Source organism: Microbacterium sp. Soil_C_42 (assembly GCF_057656735.1).
The window spans coordinates 119,701-136,877 of record NZ_JBDGJU010000009.1; the positions used below are offsets into that span (position 1 = coordinate 119,701).

The following is a 17,177-nucleotide window of genomic DNA, read 5'->3' on the forward strand; positions in this document are numbered from 1 at the left end:
CGGGGTGGACGGGGAGGGCGGGGCCAGGTTCCCCCTGTCTGGCTAGGCTGTTCGGGTGCTGATCCCGCTCGCGAACGACCCCCGTGATTACGCCTGGGGCTCGACCTCCCTGCTCGCCGATCTCGAGGGGCGCGAGGCGTCCGGTCGCCCCGAGGCGGAGGTGTGGTTCGGCGACCACCCCGGCGATCCGTCCGAGACCGCCGACGGCCGCACGCTCGACCAGTGGATCGCGAACGAGGGCGCCGCATCGGGTGTCGGCGGACCGCTGCCGTACCTGCTCAAGCTGCTGGCCGCAGCATCCGCTCTCTCCATCCAGGCTCACCCCTCGAAGGCTCAGGCCGAGGAGGGCTTCGCGCGCGAGGAGGCCGCGGGCATCCCGCGCGACGCCGGCGATCGCACCTATCGCGACGCGAACCACAAGCCCGAGCTCATCGTCGCGCTGAGCGACCAGTTCCGCGCGCTCGCGGGTCTTCGCGACCTGGCGGCGACACGACGCCTCGTCGCAGAGCTGGGGCCGGGTGCCGCGCCGCTCGCCGAGCGTCTGGATGCGCCGGATGCCTCGCTCGCGACCGTCATCGGCTGGCTGCTGTCCGACGGCGCCGACGCCGCACGCGACGTGATCGCCGCGGCGGTCACCGCCGAGTCCGACGAGTTCGCCGCCGAGCTCGCACTCGCACGCACACTGGACGCGGCGTTCCCCGGCGACCCCGGAATCGTCGTCGCGCTCCTCATGAACCTCGTGACCCTGCAGCGCGGCGAGGGGCTCTTCGTTCCTGCGGGCGTGCTGCACGCCTATCTCGAAGGCCTCGGCGTCGAGCTGATGGCGGCGAGCGACAACGTCCTGCGTGGCGGCCTCACCCCCAAGCACGTCGATGCGGCAGAGCTCGTCAGCGTGCTCGATCCGACGCCGGGGCTGCCCCCCGTGATCCGGCCGCGCGAGGTCGCGGCGGGCGTGCGCCGGTACGACGTCCCGGTCGCCGACTTCGCGCTGCTCGCGGTCTCGCCGAGCGCCGAGGGCGTCGAGGTGGCGCTCGAGGGTCCGGCGATCGCGGTCGCGACCACGGGTGCGCCGGCGGTGGTGGGACTGGCCAGCGAGGAGGCCACCACGCTCTCGCCGGGCGCGGCCGTGCTCGTCACTCCGAACGAGGGCGGCCTGCGCGTGCGGGGTGGGGGCGAGCTCTTCATCGCCCTTCCCGGACGCTGACGCGCTGAGCCTCTCCGCCGCCTCATCGCGTTCTCATCGGACCGTTATGACAGAGCGACACGCCGTCGGCGCGTCGTGAAGCTTCAAGAGACGGTTGAGCATTTACTATCTGCGACTTGACCTCGTCGAACTACACGGGTGTAATTAGCCGTACAACACGCACCAGCGTGGAGCAGGATCACGGGGGGTGAGAACGACATGACGGTTTCGCAATTCCGTTCCGGCGTTCCCGACGACTGGTTCGTCGATCCGGTTCAACTGGGGGTTCCGGGGGTACGCCGCAACATCGATGCGGAAGAAGACAATCCGCTCGCCTGGCAGACCGACGCACTCTGTGCCCAGACCGATCCGGAGGCGTTCTTCCCCGAGAAGGGCGGCTCCACGCGTGATGCGAAGCGCATCTGCACGTCGTGCGACGTGCGAGGCGAATGCCTCGATTATGCGCTGCAGAACGACGAGCGGTTCGGCATCTGGGGCGGTCTCAGCGAGCGCGAGCGTCGCAAGCTGAAGCGTCGAGCGGGCTGACGCGCACGCCGGGCGGCCGGTCGATCCGGCCGACCCGGCGCGTGCGCCCGGCGTGAGCTTCGAGCGCGACCTAGGCTGACCAGGACATGCCCACCGCCACGTCGAACACCGTCACCTCGAACCGCGTCCACGCCATCCTGGTGGTTCGTCCGGATGGTCGTACCCCGGCGGCATTCCATCTGAAGCGCACCCTGGCGGCGCTTCGCGAGCAGACGCGTCCTGTCGACATCCTCACCATCGTGGTGTGCGGGGGCGACGACCATCTCTTCGAGATCGCGGATGCCGCGGGCGCCGAGTTCGTCTTCCGGGCCGGCGCGTCGACCGGCTACGCCGCGGCCACCGCCCTGGTCGCACCGCGTCTCGACGGCGACGCCGTGTGGCTCCTCGCGCAGGACACCGCGCCGGAGCCCGACGCGCTCGCCCGCCTCGCCGGCGCGCTCGAGCTGTCGCCGTCGGTCGCCTTCGTCGCGCCCAAGCTGGTGCGCTGGGACGGCCGCACGGAGATCGTCTCGCTCGGGGTCGGGATGACGCGGTTCGGCCGCACGGTCGGGCTCGCCGACGACGAGCTCGACCAGGGTCAGCACGACGCGCGCGAGGACGTGCTCGGCGCCGACGTCCGCGGCATCCTGGTCCGCGCCGACGCCTGGAAGCGGCTGGGCGGCCTCGATCGGGGACTCTCCGGCGCCGACGAGGGGTTGGACCTCGGTGTGCGGGCCCGCCTGGCGGGCGGGCGCGTCTCGCTCGTGCCGAGTGCACTCGTCGCCACGGCGGGCGATGGCGTCGCGGGCCTGCCGACGCCCCTCACCCCTCAGCGGCAGCGCCGTGCCGTGTATGCCCAGCGCGTCGCGCAGCTGCACCGCCGGCTCGTGTATGCGCCGGCGATCGTCGCACCGCTTCACTGGCTCACCATCCTTCCGCTCGCGCTGTGGCGCTCCATCGTGGATCTGGCTCGCAAACAGCCCGGACGCATCGCCGCGGAGTGGGCGGCGGCGGCCGTCGCCCTCGTTCGCCTGGTGCCCGTCTGGCGCGCGCGCCATCACCTCGCGCAGGCGCGCACCACGTCGTGGGCGCAGGTGGCGCCCCTGCGCACGACGCGGAGCGAGCTGCGTGAACGACTCGACGATGACCCCGAGGTCGTGCTCGGTGGTCACCGCCGCAGCGATCTGAGGTTCTTCGCGGGCGGCGCGGCGTGGCTCGTGCTCGCAGCGCTCGCCGTCTCGGTCGCGGCGTTTCCGGCGCTGCTGGCGTGGCCGGTCCTCGGTGGGGGAGCGCTCCAGCCGCTGGCGACCACGGTGGGGCAGCTGTGGGACGACGCGATGTACGGCCAGCGGGCTCTCGGCATCGACACGATCGGTCCTGCCGATCCGTTCGCCGCCGTGGTCGCCGTGCTCGGCTCGCTCTGGGCCTGGGCGCCGTCCCGCGCGCTGGTGCTGCTCTGGGTGCTGGCGCTGCCCCTCGCCGCGCTCGGCGGATGGTTCGCCGCGACGCGGGTGACCGAAAGGGCGAGCCTCCGACTTCTCGGTGGAGCCGTCTGGGCGCTGTCGCCCACGCTGCTGGTCGCCCTGACGCAGGGGCGCCCGACCGGCGTGATCCTCCACCTCCTGCTGCCGTGGCTGTTCTATGCGGGCGCGGTCGCGCACCGCTCGTGGGCCGGCGCCGGTGCGGCGTCCATCCTGCTGGCGGCGGTCGTCGCCACCGCTCCTTCGCTCGCACCGGCGATGCTGGTGGTGTGGGTGGGCGCGGTGCTCGCCGCCGTCATCCTGCGCGCGGGTCGTGGTGTCGCACGTCTGATCTGGACGCTCATCCCCTCCGCCGCGCTGGCGCTTCCCATCGTCTGGAACGCGCTCGCGAACGGCCAGGCGTGGAGCCTCGTCGCCGACCCCGGTGTGCCGTGGGCGGGTCCGCAGGTGGCAGCGGACGCCGCCGGGCGGGCGCTGCTGGCAGCCGGCATCCCGACCCCTGACCTCGCCGGGTGGGCGACGATCCTGCCTGACGGGCCCACGTGGTGGGTGCCGCTGCTCACTGTGCCGCTCGCGCTGCTCGCCCTCGCCGCACCCCTCACGCAGCGCTGGGCGGCCGGGATCGTGCTGCTCGTCGTCACCGCGCTCGGCCTGGGCACGGCGTTCGCCGCCGTAGGGATCTCGGTCGCGTTCGCGCAGTCGATCACCGTGCCGCTCTGGCCAGGCGCCGGGCTGAGCCTCGCATGGCTCGGCGGCCTCGGCGGTGCGCTCGTGGCGCTCGACGCCGGGCTGGCACCTCGCGTCGCGCTGGTGCGGGGCGTGGCGGCGGCGCTCGTCGTCGTGGCCGCGGTGGCGCTCGCGGTTCCTTCTCTCACCGCATTCACGCGAGGTGTTGCCACCATCGCCGACGGTCCGGCGAGCACGCTTCCCGCGTTCGTCGCGGCGGAAGGGCGCGAGGATCCCGACGTCGGGACGATCGTGCTCACCCCCCAGGCGGACGCCGGGGTCGCCGCCCAGGTGGTCTGGGGCGCGAGCGAGACCATCGGCGGGCAGACGACGCTGCTGTCCACGCGCACCGAGCCGACCCCGCAGGACGACGAGCTCGCGAAGCTCGCCGCCGATCTCGTCACCCCTTCCTCGGAGGACGTCGTCGGACAGCTCGCGGCCCGGGGAGTCGGCTTCATCCTGCTCGCACCCAGTACGCAACCGGAGACGGATGCTGCCCGCACGACGCGGCTGTCGGCGATGACCGCGCTCGGCCAGCGCGACACCCTCGTCGTGGTGGGGGATACCGCCAAGGGGGAGCTCTGGCGCGTCGTCGACGAGATCTCGCCGCGACCGGAGGAGGGGGCATCCGTGACGGTTCTGGGCCGCTGGATCGCGTTCGGGCAGCTCGCGATCTTCGGCATCGCCCTGCTGCTGGCCGTGCCCACCGCCGCCTCGATCCGGGAGGCCCGGCGCACCCCGCGCGTCGTGGGTCCCCACTGGCAGGAGGGCCGATGAGCGACCGACGCGTGTTCCGGTGGGCGACGACGAGCGCTCGCCTGCTGATCGCCACGGCCGTATCGGTCATAGCCGTGGTCGCGGTGGTGACCGCGATCTCGGTGCCGTGGCCGACGGTCGTGCGCGAGCCTCTCAGCATTCCCGCGACGCCTGCGCCGGCCGCATCGGTCATCGTCTGCGACGGCGGGCTGCTGTCGATCGGACGCAACCCCACCGCGGCGTCCACGGTGACCCTCGCCGCGCCCCAGTCCGTCATCGGAGGCGCCGCCGACGGCGAGGGAGCCGCGGAGCAGCAGCTGCAGACGATCGGGGTCGGACCCGGCCCGCTCGCGTACACGGCGGAGCCGCGAGGCGGCCAGGCGGTCGACATCGCCGCGACCGGTGCGGCGACGGCCAACGCCGACGACCTCTCGGGCTTCGCGGTCTCCGCCTGTCGCCCGCCGCTCCTCGACTCGTGGCTGGTCGGCGGATCGGGCGCCACCGGCGCCGCGGATCTGGTGCTGCTCGCCAACCCGGGCGCGGTCCCCGCCACCGTGCAGCTGACGGTGTACGGGGTGGACGGAGCGGAGACGCCGCCCGGCGGCGCCGACCTCGTGATCGCGCCGGGAACGCAGCGCGTGGTGCCGCTGGCCGGCCTCGCGCTCGGTGAGGAGACGCCGGTCGTCCGCGTGTCGGCGATCGGTGCGCCGATCCACGCGTCGCTGCAGACGAGCATCACCCGCACCCTCACTCCCGGCGGGGTCGATCAGGTGGGGCCGATCGCCCACACCGAGACCACGCAGGTGATCACCGGGATCACGGTCACGCGTCCGACCGGCGCGGACGGCGCGACGAACGAGACGACGGTGCTGCGGATGCTGTCGCCCAACCTTCCCGCGACGGCGCGCGTGTCGGTCAACTCCGCCGGCCGCACCGAGACGGTCGGGGAGCCCCAGGAGCTGTCCCTGGAGGCCGGCAAGCCGCTCGAGCTCGCCCTGAACGGACTGGCCCCGGGTGCCTACACGGTCACGGTCGAGGCGGACGCCCCCGTGGTCGCAGCCGTGTGGCAGGCGACGGGCATCGCGGCGGGCGACGACTTCGCCTGGTACACGCCGGCGCCGGAGGTGACGGTGCCGTCGCTGTTCGCGACGCCCGGCGGCCCGACACCCTCGCTCACGGTGGTGAACCCCTCCGGCGAACCCGTGACGGTGGAAGTGACCCCGACGGACGGTGGCTCGGCCATCAGCCTGACCGTTCCGGCGAACGGGTCGGTCGCGGTGCGTCTGGCGACCCGGACGCTGTACCTGTTCGATCCTGCGGCGCCGGTGCGCGCAGGACTGTCGTTCGCGGGCGATGGCGCGCTCGCCGGTGTGCCGGTGTGGCCGGCGGACGTCGCGACCCCGGAGATCGTCGTCTACCCCTGACCCGGAGCCCGACCCCGCGGAGTCAGAAGTACCTGAAGCGCTCCGGGCCGAGGTCCCACGGGTCGCGATCGAGATACTCCGCCGCCGCACGGAACACGGCGCCCTCCACGAGCATGCGCCGGTGCAGATCGTCGTCGCGATGAATGTGGCTGAGGCGCTCGATCGGCAGGCGATAGAGGATGATGCGGCCCGCGTCGGGCATCACCGTCCACCGGGGGATCCCGTCGTCGTCGGTCGCGGCGGGCATGTCGGCGACCTCGAAGCGGACGTCGCGCAGCTCCGGCCAGGCCGACCGCAGGAATTCGGCCGCGGTGCCGACCGACAGGTCGAACCGGTCGACGCGGGTGTCGAGCGGGGGCAGCGGCGGGCGCACGACGGAGCTGCGCCCTTCGCGTCCGTGGCGTCCGTGACGGGACGCGCGCCGCGGCGCACGTTCGCTGGTCTTGCTCCGACGCCACGCCATGCCCCCATCCTAGGTCTCGGGCCGCGCCCTCAGCTGAGGAGCGTTGCCGGAACGCGGGGCGGCGCGCCGGGGATCGGTCCTCATCTCGGCAACCGCCCTCGAATGAGGATGCGGTCGCGGCGGGCGGGAGCTTCGCCAGACGTTGCGGCGCGGCATCCGTTCCCCTGTCGGCGGTGCGCGATAGCGTCTACCCGATGCGCGAGAGAGTCTGCTCCAAGGTCGGATGCGCCCGTGAGGCGGTGTCCACGCTCACCTACGACTACGGCGACCAGATGGCGGCTCTCGGCCCGCTCGGCGCCGCCGGCGATCCGCACGCCCACGACCTCTGCGCGATCCACACCGACCGCCTCTCCGTACCCAAGGGCTGGGTCGTCGTCAGGCACGAGACTCTCCGCGCCTGAGCCGGCGTGGGAGAATGGGCGGATGCCGACCCACACGCCCGTCGCCACGCCTGCCGCCACCGAGGTCACCCCGTCCCGCGAGGGCTTCGAGTACGAGGTCGCCGACCTCTCGCTCGCGGACGCGGGGCGCCATCAGCTGCGCCTCGCCGAGAACGAGATGCCGGGGCTCATGGCGCTGCGCGAGGAGTTCGGCGCGTCGCAGCCGCTGAAGGGCGCACGCATCGCCGGGTCGCTGCACATGACGGTGCAGACCGCGGTGCTCATCGAGACTCTGGTGGCCCTGGGCGCGCAGGTGCGCTGGGCGAGCTGCAACATCTTCTCCACGCAGGACGAGGCGGCCGCGGCCGTCGTGGTCGGCCCGACGGGCACGGTCGACGCCCCTGCCGGCGTCCCGGTGTTCGCGTGGAAGGGCGAGACGCTCGAGGAGTACTGGCGCCTCGCCGATCGCATCTTCGACTGGACCGCCGAGGGCTTCGACGGCCCCAACATGATCCTCGACGACGGCGGCGATGCGACCCTCCTCGTCCACAAGGGCGTCGAGTTCGAGAAGGAGGGTTCGGTTCCGGATGCTGCGGCCGACGACTCCGCCGAGTACCGCATCGTCCTCGAGACCCTGCGTGCCAGCCTCGCGCGCGATCCGCAGCGCTTCACGCGCATGGCAGAGGGTCTTCTCGGTGTCACGGAGGAGACGACCACGGGCGTTCACCGTCTCTACGAGCTCGCAGCATCCGGTGATCTGCTGTTCCCCGCGATCAACGTGAACGACTCGGTGACGAAGTCGAAGTTCGACAACAAGTACGGCATCCGCCACTCGCTCCCCGATGGCATCAACCGCGCCACCGACGTGCTGATGGGCGGCAAGGTCGCGTTCGTGTGCGGCTATGGCGACGTGGGCAAGGGTGCCGCGGAGGCCCTGCGCGGGCAGGGTGCGCGCGTCATCGTCAGCGAGGTCGACCCGATCTGCGCGCTGCAGGCCGCGATGGACGGCTACCAGGTCGCGCGGCTCGCCGATGTCGCCGACCAGGTCGACATCCTCATCACCGGCACCGGCAACAAGGACGTCGTGACCGTCGACGACCTCGTCACGCTGAAGCACCTCGCGATCGTCGGCAACGTCGGCCACTTCGACAACGAGATCGACATGGCGGGCCTCGAGTCCCTCGCCGGGGTCGAGAAGATCGAGATCAAGCCCCAGGTGCACGAGTGGCGTCTTCCGAACGGGCGCAGCGTGCTGGTCCTGAGCGAGGGCCGTCTGCTGAACCTGGGCAACGCGACGGGCCACCCGTCGTTCGTCATGAGCGCGTCGTTCACGAACCAGGTTCTCGCCCAGCTCGAGCTGTTCACCAAGCGCGACGAGTACCCGACCGCGGTCTACGTGCTCCCCAAGCACCTCGACGAGAAGGTCGCGCGCCTCCACCTCGATGCGCTCGGCGTGCAGCTCACCGAGCTCACCCCCGAGCAGGCGTCGTACATCGGCGTGCCGGTCGAGGGGCCCTACAAGCTCGAGCACTACCGGTACTGAGCCCGGACCCCGTCCTCAGCGCTCGGGGAATCCGCGCGGCGGCGCCGACACCGGCCCCGCGAGGGCGTCCGCGCGTGCGGTCTCGAGCCGCAGCGCCCGCAGCTCGCGCTCCCGGCGGACGGCGACGACCCCGATGAGGAACGTCTCGGGGTCGACGGACGGCACCGGTGAGACGTGCTCGGCGGCTTCTCGGGCGAGGGATGCTGCCACCCGCGCGCGTGCCGACGGCTCCATGCTCGCCGCCGATCGGGCGAACTGAGCCAGGCGGCGAGAGAGGCGCTCGGGGAGTCGCGCGACGTCCGCGACAGCGGCCCATTCGGCGAGCTGCGGCGGGATCCCGAGCTGCGGGTCGGGCAGGCGCGGCGTGCGCGTGCGCTCGGAGTATGTTCCGGCCAGCAGGTCGCCGAGGCGCTGCGAGCGAGGGGTGAAGGCGCCCACGAGCGCGGCGACGGCGCCCACCGTGAACCACAGCTCGAACACGCCCACGAGGGCGCGGATGAAGGCGTGACGGAAGCCCGAGGCGCCGCCGTCGGCCCGCACGATGCGGCCGCCGACGGCGAGCTTGCCGAGGCTGCGCCCATGGCTGGTGGTCTCGACGACGGTAGGGATCACCACCAGGACGAGCACGAGCAGCACGATCGTGAGGATCGGCATCACCGCCTCGTCGACGGCGCCGATCCCCGCGAGCCAGGTGATGCCCCACACCAGCAGCAGGAACACCACGACGCCGAGGACCATGTCGATGATCACCCCGAGTGCACGCAGGAAGAAGCCGAGCGGCTGCACGTCGAGCGCGACGGCCTCGCCGGTGACCACCTCGTCCTGGTGGATGTCGACGATGGCGGGCTGCTCGGCGGGCATGGCTACAGTAAAGCGCATGGACCTCGACGCGCTGACGGCGGCTCGGCGCGAGGAGTGGGCGCGTCTCGACGAGCTCAGCCGTGCCCGTCGGCTCTCGGGCGCCGAGGTGGACGAGCTGGTCACCCGGTATCGCGCGGCCTCCGCCGACCTCGCCGATGCGAAGACATCGGCGGGCCGCAGCATCCAGGGCGATCACATCTCGACCATGCTGGGCCGCGCACGGCTTCGACTGACCGGCGCGCCCGAGAATGTCATGCGCCAGATCCCGCGCTTCTTCGCGCTGCAGCTGCCGGCCGCGCTGTACCGCGTGCGCGGGACCACGCTCGCGATCGCGGTCGGCTTCGTCATCGTGATGGTCGTCGTCGCGCTGTGGGTCTCCCGTGATCCTGCGCTGATCGCGAGCCTCGGAAGTCAGGCGCAGCTCGAGCAGTACGCCGAGAACCAGTTCACGGACTACTACAGCGAGAACCCCGCGGCGGTGTTCGCCGGCACGGTGTGGACCAACAACGCGTGGATCGCTGCGCAGTGCGTGCTGTTCGGCATCACCGGCATCTGGCCGATCATGGTGCTCGTGCAGAACGCGGTGGGCGTAGGCACCGCAGCGGCGATCATGGCGGCGTTCGACCGTGGCGACGTGTTCGTGCTCTACATCCTCCCGCACGGCCTGCTCGAGCTCACGTGCATCTTCGTGGCCGGCGCGGCGGGGCTGCAGATCTTCTGGGCCTGGGTCGCCCCCGGGCCGCGCTCGCGCGGCGAAGCGCTCGCCGCGGCGGGTCGTTCCCTCGCGACCATCGCGATCGGCCTCGTCATCGCGCTGGGCGTGTCGGGCCTCATCGAGGGATTCGTGACGGCGCAGCCCTGGCCCTGGCCGGTCAAGATCGGCATCGGTGCGGCCGCGCTCGCCCTCTTCCTCGTCTACATGCTCGTGGTCGGCCGGCGTGCGCACCGGCTGGGGGAGACCGGCGACCTCACCGAGTACGAGGCGGGCACCCCGACGCTCGTCGCGGGCTGATTCCCAGGACGGATGCCGCATATCACTGTTTTGAGTCACTCAAAACAACGCTAGGCTCGGGGCATGACCCCGCACCCCGACGTCGACGCGCGCGCCGTCGACACGGCGGCGCGGCTGCGTGCCGCAGGACTGCGGGTCACCGATTCGCGGCGCGCCGTCGTCGATGCGCTGATCGAGCGCCCTCACGCGAGCGCCGACGAGCTGTTCGCCGTCGTCGCCCGGACGCTCCCCGCGACGAGCCTGCAGTCGGTGTACAACGCCCTCGGCGACTTCGTCGACGCCGGCCTCGCGCGCCGCATCGAGCCGGCGGGTCGTCCCGGCCTGTTCGAGCTGCGCGTCGACGACAACCACCACCACCTCATCTGCTCGCAGTGCGGCGCCGTCGCAGACGTCGACTGCGTCGTCGGCGCGGCGCCGTGCCTGACGCCCGCCGACGCGCACGGCTACGCCGTGCAGGTGGCCGAGGTGACCTTCTGGGGCATCTGCCCCGCGTGCGCGACCGCCGACGCCGGGGCGGGCGCGCGGGCCGAGGCCGCAGCATCCTGATCTGTCCGATTCCCAGCCCATCCGATTGGAAGGAAGCCATGACCGACACCAACGACACGATCCCGGAGATCGGTGAGAACCCGACCGACGCCGATCAGGCGGTCACCCCGATCGACACCCCGGTCGACGAGCGCGAGGACGGCGAGACCCGCCCCCGCCCGAACGAGACCGAGGGCTGCCCCGTCATCCACGGCGGTCAGCCGCATCCGACCACCGGCAACGCCAACAGCGTCTGGTGGCCGAACCAGCTGAACCTCAAGATCCTCGCCAAGAACCCGGCGGTCGCCAATCCGCTGGGTGAGGACTTCGACTACAAGGCTGCCTTCGAGTCGCTCGATCTGGCCGCGGTCAAGGCCGACATCGCCGAGACCCTCACCACGTCGCAGGACTGGTGGCCCGCCGACTTCGGCAACTACGGCCCGCTCATGATCCGCATGGCATGGCACAGCGCCGGCACGTACCGCGTGACCGACGGCCGCGGCGGTGGCGGCGCCGGCCAGCAGCGGTTCGCGCCGCTGAACAGCTGGCCCGACAACGTCAACCTCGACAAGGCGCGCCGCCTGCTCTGGCCGGTCAAGAAGAAGTACGGCCAGTCGCTGTCGTGGGCCGACCTCATGATCCTCGCCGGCAACGTGGCGCTCGAGTCGATGGGCTTCCAGACCTTCGGCTACGCGGGTGGCCGCGCCGACGTGTGGGAGCCGGACGCCGACGTGTACTGGGGTCCCGAGACCACGTGGCTCGCCGACGAGCGCTACTCCGGCGACCGCGACCTCGAGCGGCCGCTCGCGGCCGTGCAGATGGGTCTCATCTACGTGAACCCGGAGGGCCCGAACGGTGAGCCCGACCCGCTGAAGTCCGCGCGCGACATCCGTGAGACGTTCGGCCGCATGGCGATGGACGACGAGGAGACCGTCGCCCTGATCGCCGGTGGCCACACCTTCGGCAAGACCCACGGCGCCGCACCCGACACCAACGTCGGCGACAACCCCGAGGCTGCCGGCCTCGAGGAGCAGGGCCTCGGCTGGAAGAACGGCCACGGCACCGGCCACGGCGACGACACCATCACGTCGGGCCTCGAGGTGACGTGGACGTACCACCCGACGCGCTGGGACAACGAGTTCTTCCACATCCTCTACGCCTACGAGTGGGAGCTCATGCGCAGCCCCGGCGGGGGTCACCAGTGGCGCCCGATCAACGGGGGCGGCGCCGACATGGTGCCCCTGGCGCACTCGAACGGCCGTCGCGAGCCCCGCATGCTCACGAGCGACCTCGCCCTGCGCACCGACCCCGCGTACGACGCGATCTCGCGGAAGTTCAAGGACGACCCCGAGGCCTTCGCCGACGCGTTCGCGCGCGCCTGGTTCAAGCTGACCCACCGCGACATGGGCCCGATCGAGCGCTACCTGGGCGCCGAGGTCCCCGCCGAGGAGCTGCTCTGGCAGGATCGCGTCCCCGCGGTCGACCACGAGCTCATCGACGCGGCGGACGCCGCGGCGCTGAAGGCGCAGATCCTCGACAGCGGGCTGAGCGTGTCGGAGCTCGTCGAGACCACGTGGGCGGCAGCATCCTCGTTCCGCGGCAGCGACAAGCGCGGCGGCGTCAACGGCGCCCGCATCCGCCTCGCCCCGCAGAAGGACTGGGAGGTCAACAAGCCCGCCCAGCTCGCGACGGTGCTCGCGAAGCTCGAGCAGATCCAGGCCTCGTTCAACGACGGCCGCGCAGACGGCAAGAAGGTGTCGCTGGCCGACCTCATCGTGCTCGCGGGCAACGCGGCGGTCGAGAAGGCCGCCGCCGATGCCGGTGTCGACGCCGAGGTGGTCTTCCACCCGGGCCGCACCGACGCCACGCAGGAGCAGACCGACGTCACGTCGTTCGCGTTCCTCGAGCCGACCACCGACGGATTCCGCAACTACTACGGGCCGCAGGCGTTCATGCCCGAGGAGCACCACCTCATCGACCGCGCGAACCTGCTCACCCTGAGCGCGCCGGAGCTGACGGTCCTCGTCGGCGGCCTGCGCGTCCTCGGTGCGAACTGGGACGACTCGGAGTACGGCGTGTTCACCGACCGCAAGGGCGTGCTCACGAACGACTTCTTCGTGAACCTGCTCGACCTCGGCACCACCTGGAAGCCGCTCGACCCCGGTGCGCACGCCTTCGCGGGCGTCAAGGACGGCTCGGGCGCGCCGGTAGGCGTCGGCACGCGCGTCGATCTGCTGTTCGCCTCCAACTCGGAGCTGCGCGCCGTCGCCGAGGTGTACGCCTCCGACGACGCGAACGAGAAGTTCGTGCGCGACTTCGTGAAGGCCTGGGGCAAGGTCACCGAGCTCGACCGGTTCGACCTCGTCTGAGTTCGCCGCACACGCGCAAGAGAGCGGCCCGTCCCCGGAAGGGGGCGGGCCGCTCTTTCGCGTAACGGCGAGCGCGTCCTACTTGAGGCGCGCGGTCGCCTGGACCGGGGGCAGCGTGCCCTTGGGCTCGAAGAGCGCACGGTGCAGGACGCCGGCCAGCAGGCCGCCGACGATCGGGAACACGATGAACACCCACAGCTGCGACAGCGGGCCGGGTCCGCCGTAGATCGCCGCGGCGATCGAACGTGCGGGGTTGACCGACGTGTTGTCGATCGGGATCGAGATGAGGTGGATGAGCGTGAGGGTCAAGCCGATGGCGAGCGGCGCGAGAGCCGCCGTGCCGCGCGTCGAGTGGGTGACGCCGAGGATGATGAGCACGAAGATCGCCGTCAGTACGACCTCTGCGATGATCGCGGCGCCGAGCTCGAAGCCGCCGGGCGAGCCGAAGTCGCCCGTGCCGTAACCGTTGGACGCGAAGCCGCCGTCCTGGGCGTTGGCCAGCCAGTCGTCAGTGCCGAAGATGCCGATCAGCACGATGAGCGTCGTGCCGAGGGCGCCGCCGATCACCTGGGCGATGATGTAGCCGATCGTGTTCTTCCACTCGAAGCGTCCGGCGGCGGCGAGTCCGAGCGTGATGGCGGGGTTGAAGTGGCCGCCAGAGATCGGCCCCCACGCGTAGGCGCCCGCGACGACCGTCAGACCGAAGGCGAGTGAGACGCCGACGAACGCGATGCCGAGCGGATTGCCCTCGTCTGCGGCCGGGAAGTTGGCCGCGAACAGGGCCGCGCCGACACCGCCGAAGACGAGCAGAAACGTTCCCAATGCCTCCGCGACGAGCCTGTTCACCGTGGTGGGCGGGATGGTGGTATCCGACATGGCGGACTCCTTTCCTCGCCGCGAGGCTAGCGGCAGATTCAGCGGTTTCCCAGGAACCGCACGCGGAGTGTCCGCGTATAACGCCTGATCTCCGCAAGTTTCCCCCGCCGTTCAGGCGTTGGTTGCCACCCGTTCGAGGTGTCGGATGCTGTCGCCCCCGGCATCCGTCCCCTCTCCGCTGGTCCGCTCGGCGTGGCGGCCCCACACCCGGAGGGGCGGCTCTTGGTCCGTCGAGTCCCGGGCCTCACAGACGGCCGGCGGCCTTCAGTGCGAGATAGCGGTCGGCGATGCGCGGCGGCAGGTCTTCGGGTGTCGCGGCGATCGCCTCGCCGCCGGCCCGGCCGATCGCGGACGCCACGACGGCTGCGTCGTGGGCGCTCTGCTCGATGGCGGCGGCGCGGTACACGTCGGCGGCGTCGGGACGCTCCGGCAGCGCGTCCTCTTCGTCGGTGACGGTGCCGACCAGCACGTGCGCCCCGCGAGCGAGGGCGGGCAGCGACCCGAGGAATCCGCGCGCCGCCTCGGCCGCGTCCTGCGCGGTCAGGAGCACCACGAGGGACGGACGGGAGGTGAGCGCGCGCACCTGGGCGAACGCGGCATCCCAGTCGGTGTCGATGAGCTGGGGTTCGACGGGCGCCATCGCGTCCACCAGCGCGGGCAGCAGCCCGGGTCCGTCCACGCGTGTGACGCGGGCGCGGATCGTGCGGTCGAACATCAGCAGGTGCACGTGGTCGCCCGCCCGGGTGGCCAGCGCCGAGAGGAGGAGGGCCGCCTCCATCGCGGCATCCATCCGCACCCCGTCGCCGACGCGCGCGGCCGCCGTGCGTCCGGTGTCGATCACGATCACGACGTGCCGGTCGCGCTCGGGGCGCCAGGTGCGGAGCATGGTCGTGCTGGCCCGCGCCGTCGCGCGCCAGTCGATCGATCGCACGTCGTCGCCGCGCACGTACTCGCGCAGGCTGTCGAACTCCGTGCCTTGACCGCGCACCTGCACGCTGGTGTTGCCATCGAGCTCGCGCAGGCGGGCGAGCCGCGACGGCAGATGACGTCGGGCGGTGAACGGCGGCAGCACGCGCACCGCGCCCGGCTCGTCCAGGATCCCGAAGAGCCCGTCGAGGGCGCGGCTGACGGCGCGCCGCAGCAGTTCCTCCTTGCCCGCGACGTGGTGGTAGATCGAGGACTTCGAGATGCCCGCGGCCTTGGACAGGTGCTCCATGGAGGTGCCGTCGTAGCCGCGCTCGTTGAAGACCTGGACGGCCACGGACAGCAGGGTCTCGGGGGTGTAGGTGTCCCGCTTGGCCGTCGTCATTCGTTCTCCCCCGTGTCGCCCGTGTCGCCCTGGTCGCCCTCGTCGCCGGCCTCGTCGCCGTCCTCGTCGCCGTCCTCGTAGCCCAGTTTGAACAGGGCGAGGGAGGGCGCGTAGCGGCCGCCGGGGACGCGTTCGTCGAGGTTGTGCAGCAGGTCGTAGGCCCAGTCCCGGCCGAGCCGGTCGTGCCATTCGGCCGGCCCCACCGGGTAGTTGACGCCGAGCCGCATCGCCGTGTCGATGTCCTCGGCGGAGGCCGCGCCCCGGGCGACGGCATCGGCCGTGAGGTCGATCAGCATCGCGACGGTCCGCGCGACGATCATGCCGGGGACGTCGCCGATCACGGAGACCTGCTTGCCCAGCTTCTGGAAGAGGCCGATCGCCTCGGCGAGGGTCCGCCCACTGGTGTCCGCGCTCGCGGAGAGCGCGATCCGGGTGGCGCCCCGGTAGTCCAGCGCGAGGTCGAAGTAGACGACGTCCGCGAACTCCACGGAGGTCTTGCCGTCCGCGAGGACCAGCTGGCCCTCACCGGGCAGCTGGATGTACGGGCCGCCCTGCTCGGTGGCCACGACCGCGATCCCGGCCTCCTCCAGCAGGTCCACCAGGTCGGCGGCGGGCCCGAGGTCACCGACGACGGTGACCTTCGCCGGGGCCTCCTCGGGCGCGGCGGTGTGCGGCTGCGCGGGCTCGGCGTCCGGACCGTACGGGTACCAGCCGTACCCGCTCTTGCGGCCGAGGCGGCCCGACTGGACGAGGCGGCGCTGGGCGAGCGAGGGGGTGAACTTCGGGCTGCGGAAGAAGGACTCCCACACCGAGCGGGTCACGGCCTCGTTGACGTCCTGGCCGATCAGGTCGGTCAGCTGGAAGGGGCCCATCTTGAAGCCGCCGCTCTCGCGGAGCACGGCGTCGATGGTGGCCGGGTCGGCGCCCTGCTCCTCGTACACCGCGAAGGCCTCGGCGTAGAAGGGGCGGGCGATCCGGTTGACGATGAAACCGGGGGTGTCGGCGCAGCGGACCGGCGTCTTCCCCCAGTCGAGGACGGTGCGGTACGCGAGCTCGGCGGCGGCCGGGTCGGTCGCGAAACCGCTGACCACCTCGACGAGCGGGAGCAGCGGGGCCGGGTTGAAGAAGTGCAGGCCGAGGAAGCGGCCGGGGTGCGCGAGCGAGGCGCCGAGCTCGGTGACGGAGAGGGAGGAGGTGTTGGTCGCCAGCAGCGCGTCCGGCGCGACCACCTCTTCGAGGGCGGCGAAGAGCGTCTGCTTCACGGTGACGTTCTCGACCACCGCCTCGATGACGAGGGCGGCCTCGGCGAGGTCCGTGAGGTCGCCGGCCGCGGTGATCCGGCCGATCGCGTCCTCGGCCTCGGCGCGGTCCAGCCGGCCCTTGGCGGCCATCCGCTCGACCCGGTCCTGGACGAAACCGACGCCGTCGGCGGCGAGCGCGGCGTTGATGTCGTAGATCAGCACGCGGTGACCTGCGAGAAGGGCGACCTGGGCGATGCCCTGTCCCATGGTGCCGGCGCCGACGACCGCCACAGTGCGGGACCGCTCGATTGCTGTCATGCCCTGATCCTCCCGCACACACTTGTCCACAGGTCCGCCGGGCCCTCTTGTCCCGACCGATCGTTCGGTTACTCTAACTCCAGTCTGCTCTTCTTCGCCCGGCTCAACGAGGAGTTGGTCCCTGATGGCCGCCGAGCTCACCGTCCCCCAGCTGTCCGCCAAGCACCGGCCCACCCTGGACCAGG

14 protein-coding genes are annotated in these 17,177 nt (G+C 71.8%); 9 read left to right on the top strand and 5 right to left on the bottom strand.

What is annotated here, in order from left to right:
• Nucleotides 1-55 precede the first annotated feature (55 nt).
• From manA to AC3A46_RS08285, 4 genes are all read left to right on the top strand, one after another.
• Nucleotides 56-1,204, top strand: coding sequence for a mannose-6-phosphate isomerase, class I (manA, locus tag AC3A46_RS08270; protein ID WP_487664721.1), 1,149 nt, complete (start codon nucleotides 56-58; stop codon nucleotides 1,202-1,204).
• Between the two features lie 198 nt (nucleotides 1,205-1,402).
• A complete protein-coding gene (locus AC3A46_RS08275; protein ID WP_084695695.1) occupies nucleotides 1,403-1,729 on the top strand; it encodes a WhiB family transcriptional regulator in 327 nt (108 codons plus the stop codon).
• 86 nt (nucleotides 1,730-1,815) lie between these two features.
• Complete coding sequence (locus tag AC3A46_RS08280) at nucleotides 1,816-4,692, top strand: glycosyltransferase family 2 protein (protein ID WP_487664722.1); 2,877 nt, start codon at nucleotides 1,816-1,818, stop codon at nucleotides 4,690-4,692.
• Nucleotides 4,689-6,095, top strand: coding sequence for a DUF5719 family protein (locus AC3A46_RS08285; protein WP_487664723.1), 1,407 nt, complete (start codon nucleotides 4,689-4,691; stop codon nucleotides 6,093-6,095). Before AC3A46_RS08280 ends, AC3A46_RS08285 begins: the two co-directional genes overlap by 4 nt.
• Before the next feature lie 22 nt (nucleotides 6,096-6,117).
• Here the strand turns inward: AC3A46_RS08285 and AC3A46_RS08290 are convergent, their stop codons facing one another.
• Nucleotides 6,118-6,558, bottom strand: coding sequence for a metallopeptidase family protein (locus AC3A46_RS08290; protein WP_487664724.1), 441 nt, complete (start codon nucleotides 6,556-6,558; stop codon nucleotides 6,118-6,120).
• 194 nt (nucleotides 6,559-6,752) lie between these two features.
• Between AC3A46_RS08290 and AC3A46_RS08295 the strand changes: the two genes are divergently transcribed.
• Nucleotides 6,753-6,959: a DUF3499 family protein gene (locus tag AC3A46_RS08295; RefSeq protein WP_045301176.1), complete on the top strand. Its 207-nt coding sequence runs from the start codon at nucleotides 6,753-6,755 to the stop codon at nucleotides 6,957-6,959.
• A 22-nt stretch (nucleotides 6,960-6,981) separates the two neighbouring features.
• Entirely contained in the window at nucleotides 6,982-8,481 is a 1,500-nt protein-coding gene (gene ahcY / locus AC3A46_RS08300) for an adenosylhomocysteinase (RefSeq protein WP_487664725.1), read from the top strand.
• A gap of 15 nt (nucleotides 8,482-8,496) precedes the next feature.
• Here ahcY and AC3A46_RS08305 read toward each other — a convergent pair whose 3' ends face one another.
• Entirely contained in the window at nucleotides 8,497-9,342 is an 846-nt protein-coding gene (locus tag AC3A46_RS08305; protein WP_487664726.1) for an RDD family protein, read from the bottom strand.
• A gap of 16 nt (nucleotides 9,343-9,358) precedes the next feature.
• On the opposite strand from AC3A46_RS08305, the gene AC3A46_RS08310 reads away from it, so the two are divergent.
• From AC3A46_RS08310 to katG, 3 genes are all read left to right on the top strand, one after another.
• A complete protein-coding gene (locus AC3A46_RS08310) occupies nucleotides 9,359-10,354 on the top strand; it encodes a stage II sporulation protein M (RefSeq protein ID WP_487664727.1) in 996 nt (331 codons plus the stop codon).
• Between the two features lie 63 nt (nucleotides 10,355-10,417).
• The gene (locus AC3A46_RS08315; protein ID WP_487664728.1) at nucleotides 10,418-10,900 is read left to right on the top strand and encodes a Fur family transcriptional regulator; all 483 of its coding nucleotides are present in this window, start codon (nucleotides 10,418-10,420) and stop codon (nucleotides 10,898-10,900) included.
• A 38-nt stretch (nucleotides 10,901-10,938) separates the two neighbouring features.
• Nucleotides 10,939-13,248 (top strand): catalase/peroxidase HPI, encoded by a 2,310-nt coding sequence (katG, locus tag AC3A46_RS08320; protein WP_487664729.1) that lies wholly within the window; start codon nucleotides 10,939-10,941, stop codon nucleotides 13,246-13,248.
• A 78-nt stretch (nucleotides 13,249-13,326) separates the two neighbouring features.
• Here katG and aqpZ read toward each other — a convergent pair whose 3' ends face one another.
• From aqpZ to AC3A46_RS08335, 3 genes are all read right to left on the bottom strand, one after another.
• Nucleotides 13,327-14,124, bottom strand: coding sequence for an aquaporin Z (aqpZ, locus tag AC3A46_RS08325; RefSeq protein ID WP_487664730.1), 798 nt, complete (start codon nucleotides 14,122-14,124; stop codon nucleotides 13,327-13,329).
• Nucleotides 14,125-14,368: 244 nt separating this feature from the next.
• Entirely contained in the window at nucleotides 14,369-15,433 is a 1,065-nt protein-coding gene (locus AC3A46_RS08330; RefSeq protein ID WP_487664731.1) for a DUF58 domain-containing protein, read from the bottom strand.
• A complete protein-coding gene (locus AC3A46_RS08335; RefSeq protein ID WP_487664732.1) occupies nucleotides 15,430-16,992 on the bottom strand; it encodes a 3-hydroxyacyl-CoA dehydrogenase in 1,563 nt (520 codons plus the stop codon). Before AC3A46_RS08335 ends, AC3A46_RS08330 begins: the two co-directional genes overlap by 4 nt.
• Nucleotides 16,993-17,177 lie beyond the last annotated feature (185 nt).

What these genes read in the sequence shown, in the direction of transcription:
- AC3A46_RS08275 (WP_084695695.1), top strand. Translation starts at nt 1,403, where the DNA reads ATGACGGTTTCGCAATTCCGTTCCGGCGTTCCCGACGACTGGTTCGTC.
- AC3A46_RS08280 (WP_487664722.1), top strand. Translation starts at nt 1,816, where the DNA reads ATGCCCACCGCCACGTCGAACACCGTCACCTCGAACCGCGTCCACGCC.
- AC3A46_RS08285 (WP_487664723.1), top strand. Translation starts at nt 4,689, where the DNA reads ATGAGCGACCGACGCGTGTTCCGGTGGGCGACGACGAGCGCTCGCCTG.
- AC3A46_RS08290 (WP_487664724.1), bottom strand. Translation starts at nt 6,558, where the DNA reads ATGGCGTGGCGTCGGAGCAAGACCAGCGAACGTGCGCCGCGGCGCGCG.
- AC3A46_RS08295 (WP_045301176.1), top strand. Translation starts at nt 6,753, where the DNA reads ATGCGCGAGAGAGTCTGCTCCAAGGTCGGATGCGCCCGTGAGGCGGTG.
- ahcY (WP_487664725.1), top strand. Translation starts at nt 6,982, where the DNA reads ATGCCGACCCACACGCCCGTCGCCACGCCTGCCGCCACCGAGGTCACC.
- AC3A46_RS08305 (WP_487664726.1), bottom strand. Translation starts at nt 9,342, where the DNA reads ATGCCCGCCGAGCAGCCCGCCATCGTCGACATCCACCAGGACGAGGTG.
- AC3A46_RS08310 (WP_487664727.1), top strand. Translation starts at nt 9,359, where the DNA reads ATGGACCTCGACGCGCTGACGGCGGCTCGGCGCGAGGAGTGGGCGCGT.
- AC3A46_RS08315 (WP_487664728.1), top strand. Translation starts at nt 10,418, where the DNA reads ATGACCCCGCACCCCGACGTCGACGCGCGCGCCGTCGACACGGCGGCG.
- katG (WP_487664729.1), top strand. Translation starts at nt 10,939, where the DNA reads ATGACCGACACCAACGACACGATCCCGGAGATCGGTGAGAACCCGACC.
- aqpZ (WP_487664730.1), bottom strand. Translation starts at nt 14,124, where the DNA reads ATGTCGGATACCACCATCCCGCCCACCACGGTGAACAGGCTCGTCGCG.
- AC3A46_RS08330 (WP_487664731.1), bottom strand. Translation starts at nt 15,433, where the DNA reads ATGACGACGGCCAAGCGGGACACCTACACCCCCGAGACCCTGCTGTCC.
- AC3A46_RS08335 (WP_487664732.1), bottom strand. Translation starts at nt 16,992, where the DNA reads ATGACAGCAATCGAGCGGTCCCGCACTGTGGCGGTCGTCGGCGCCGGC.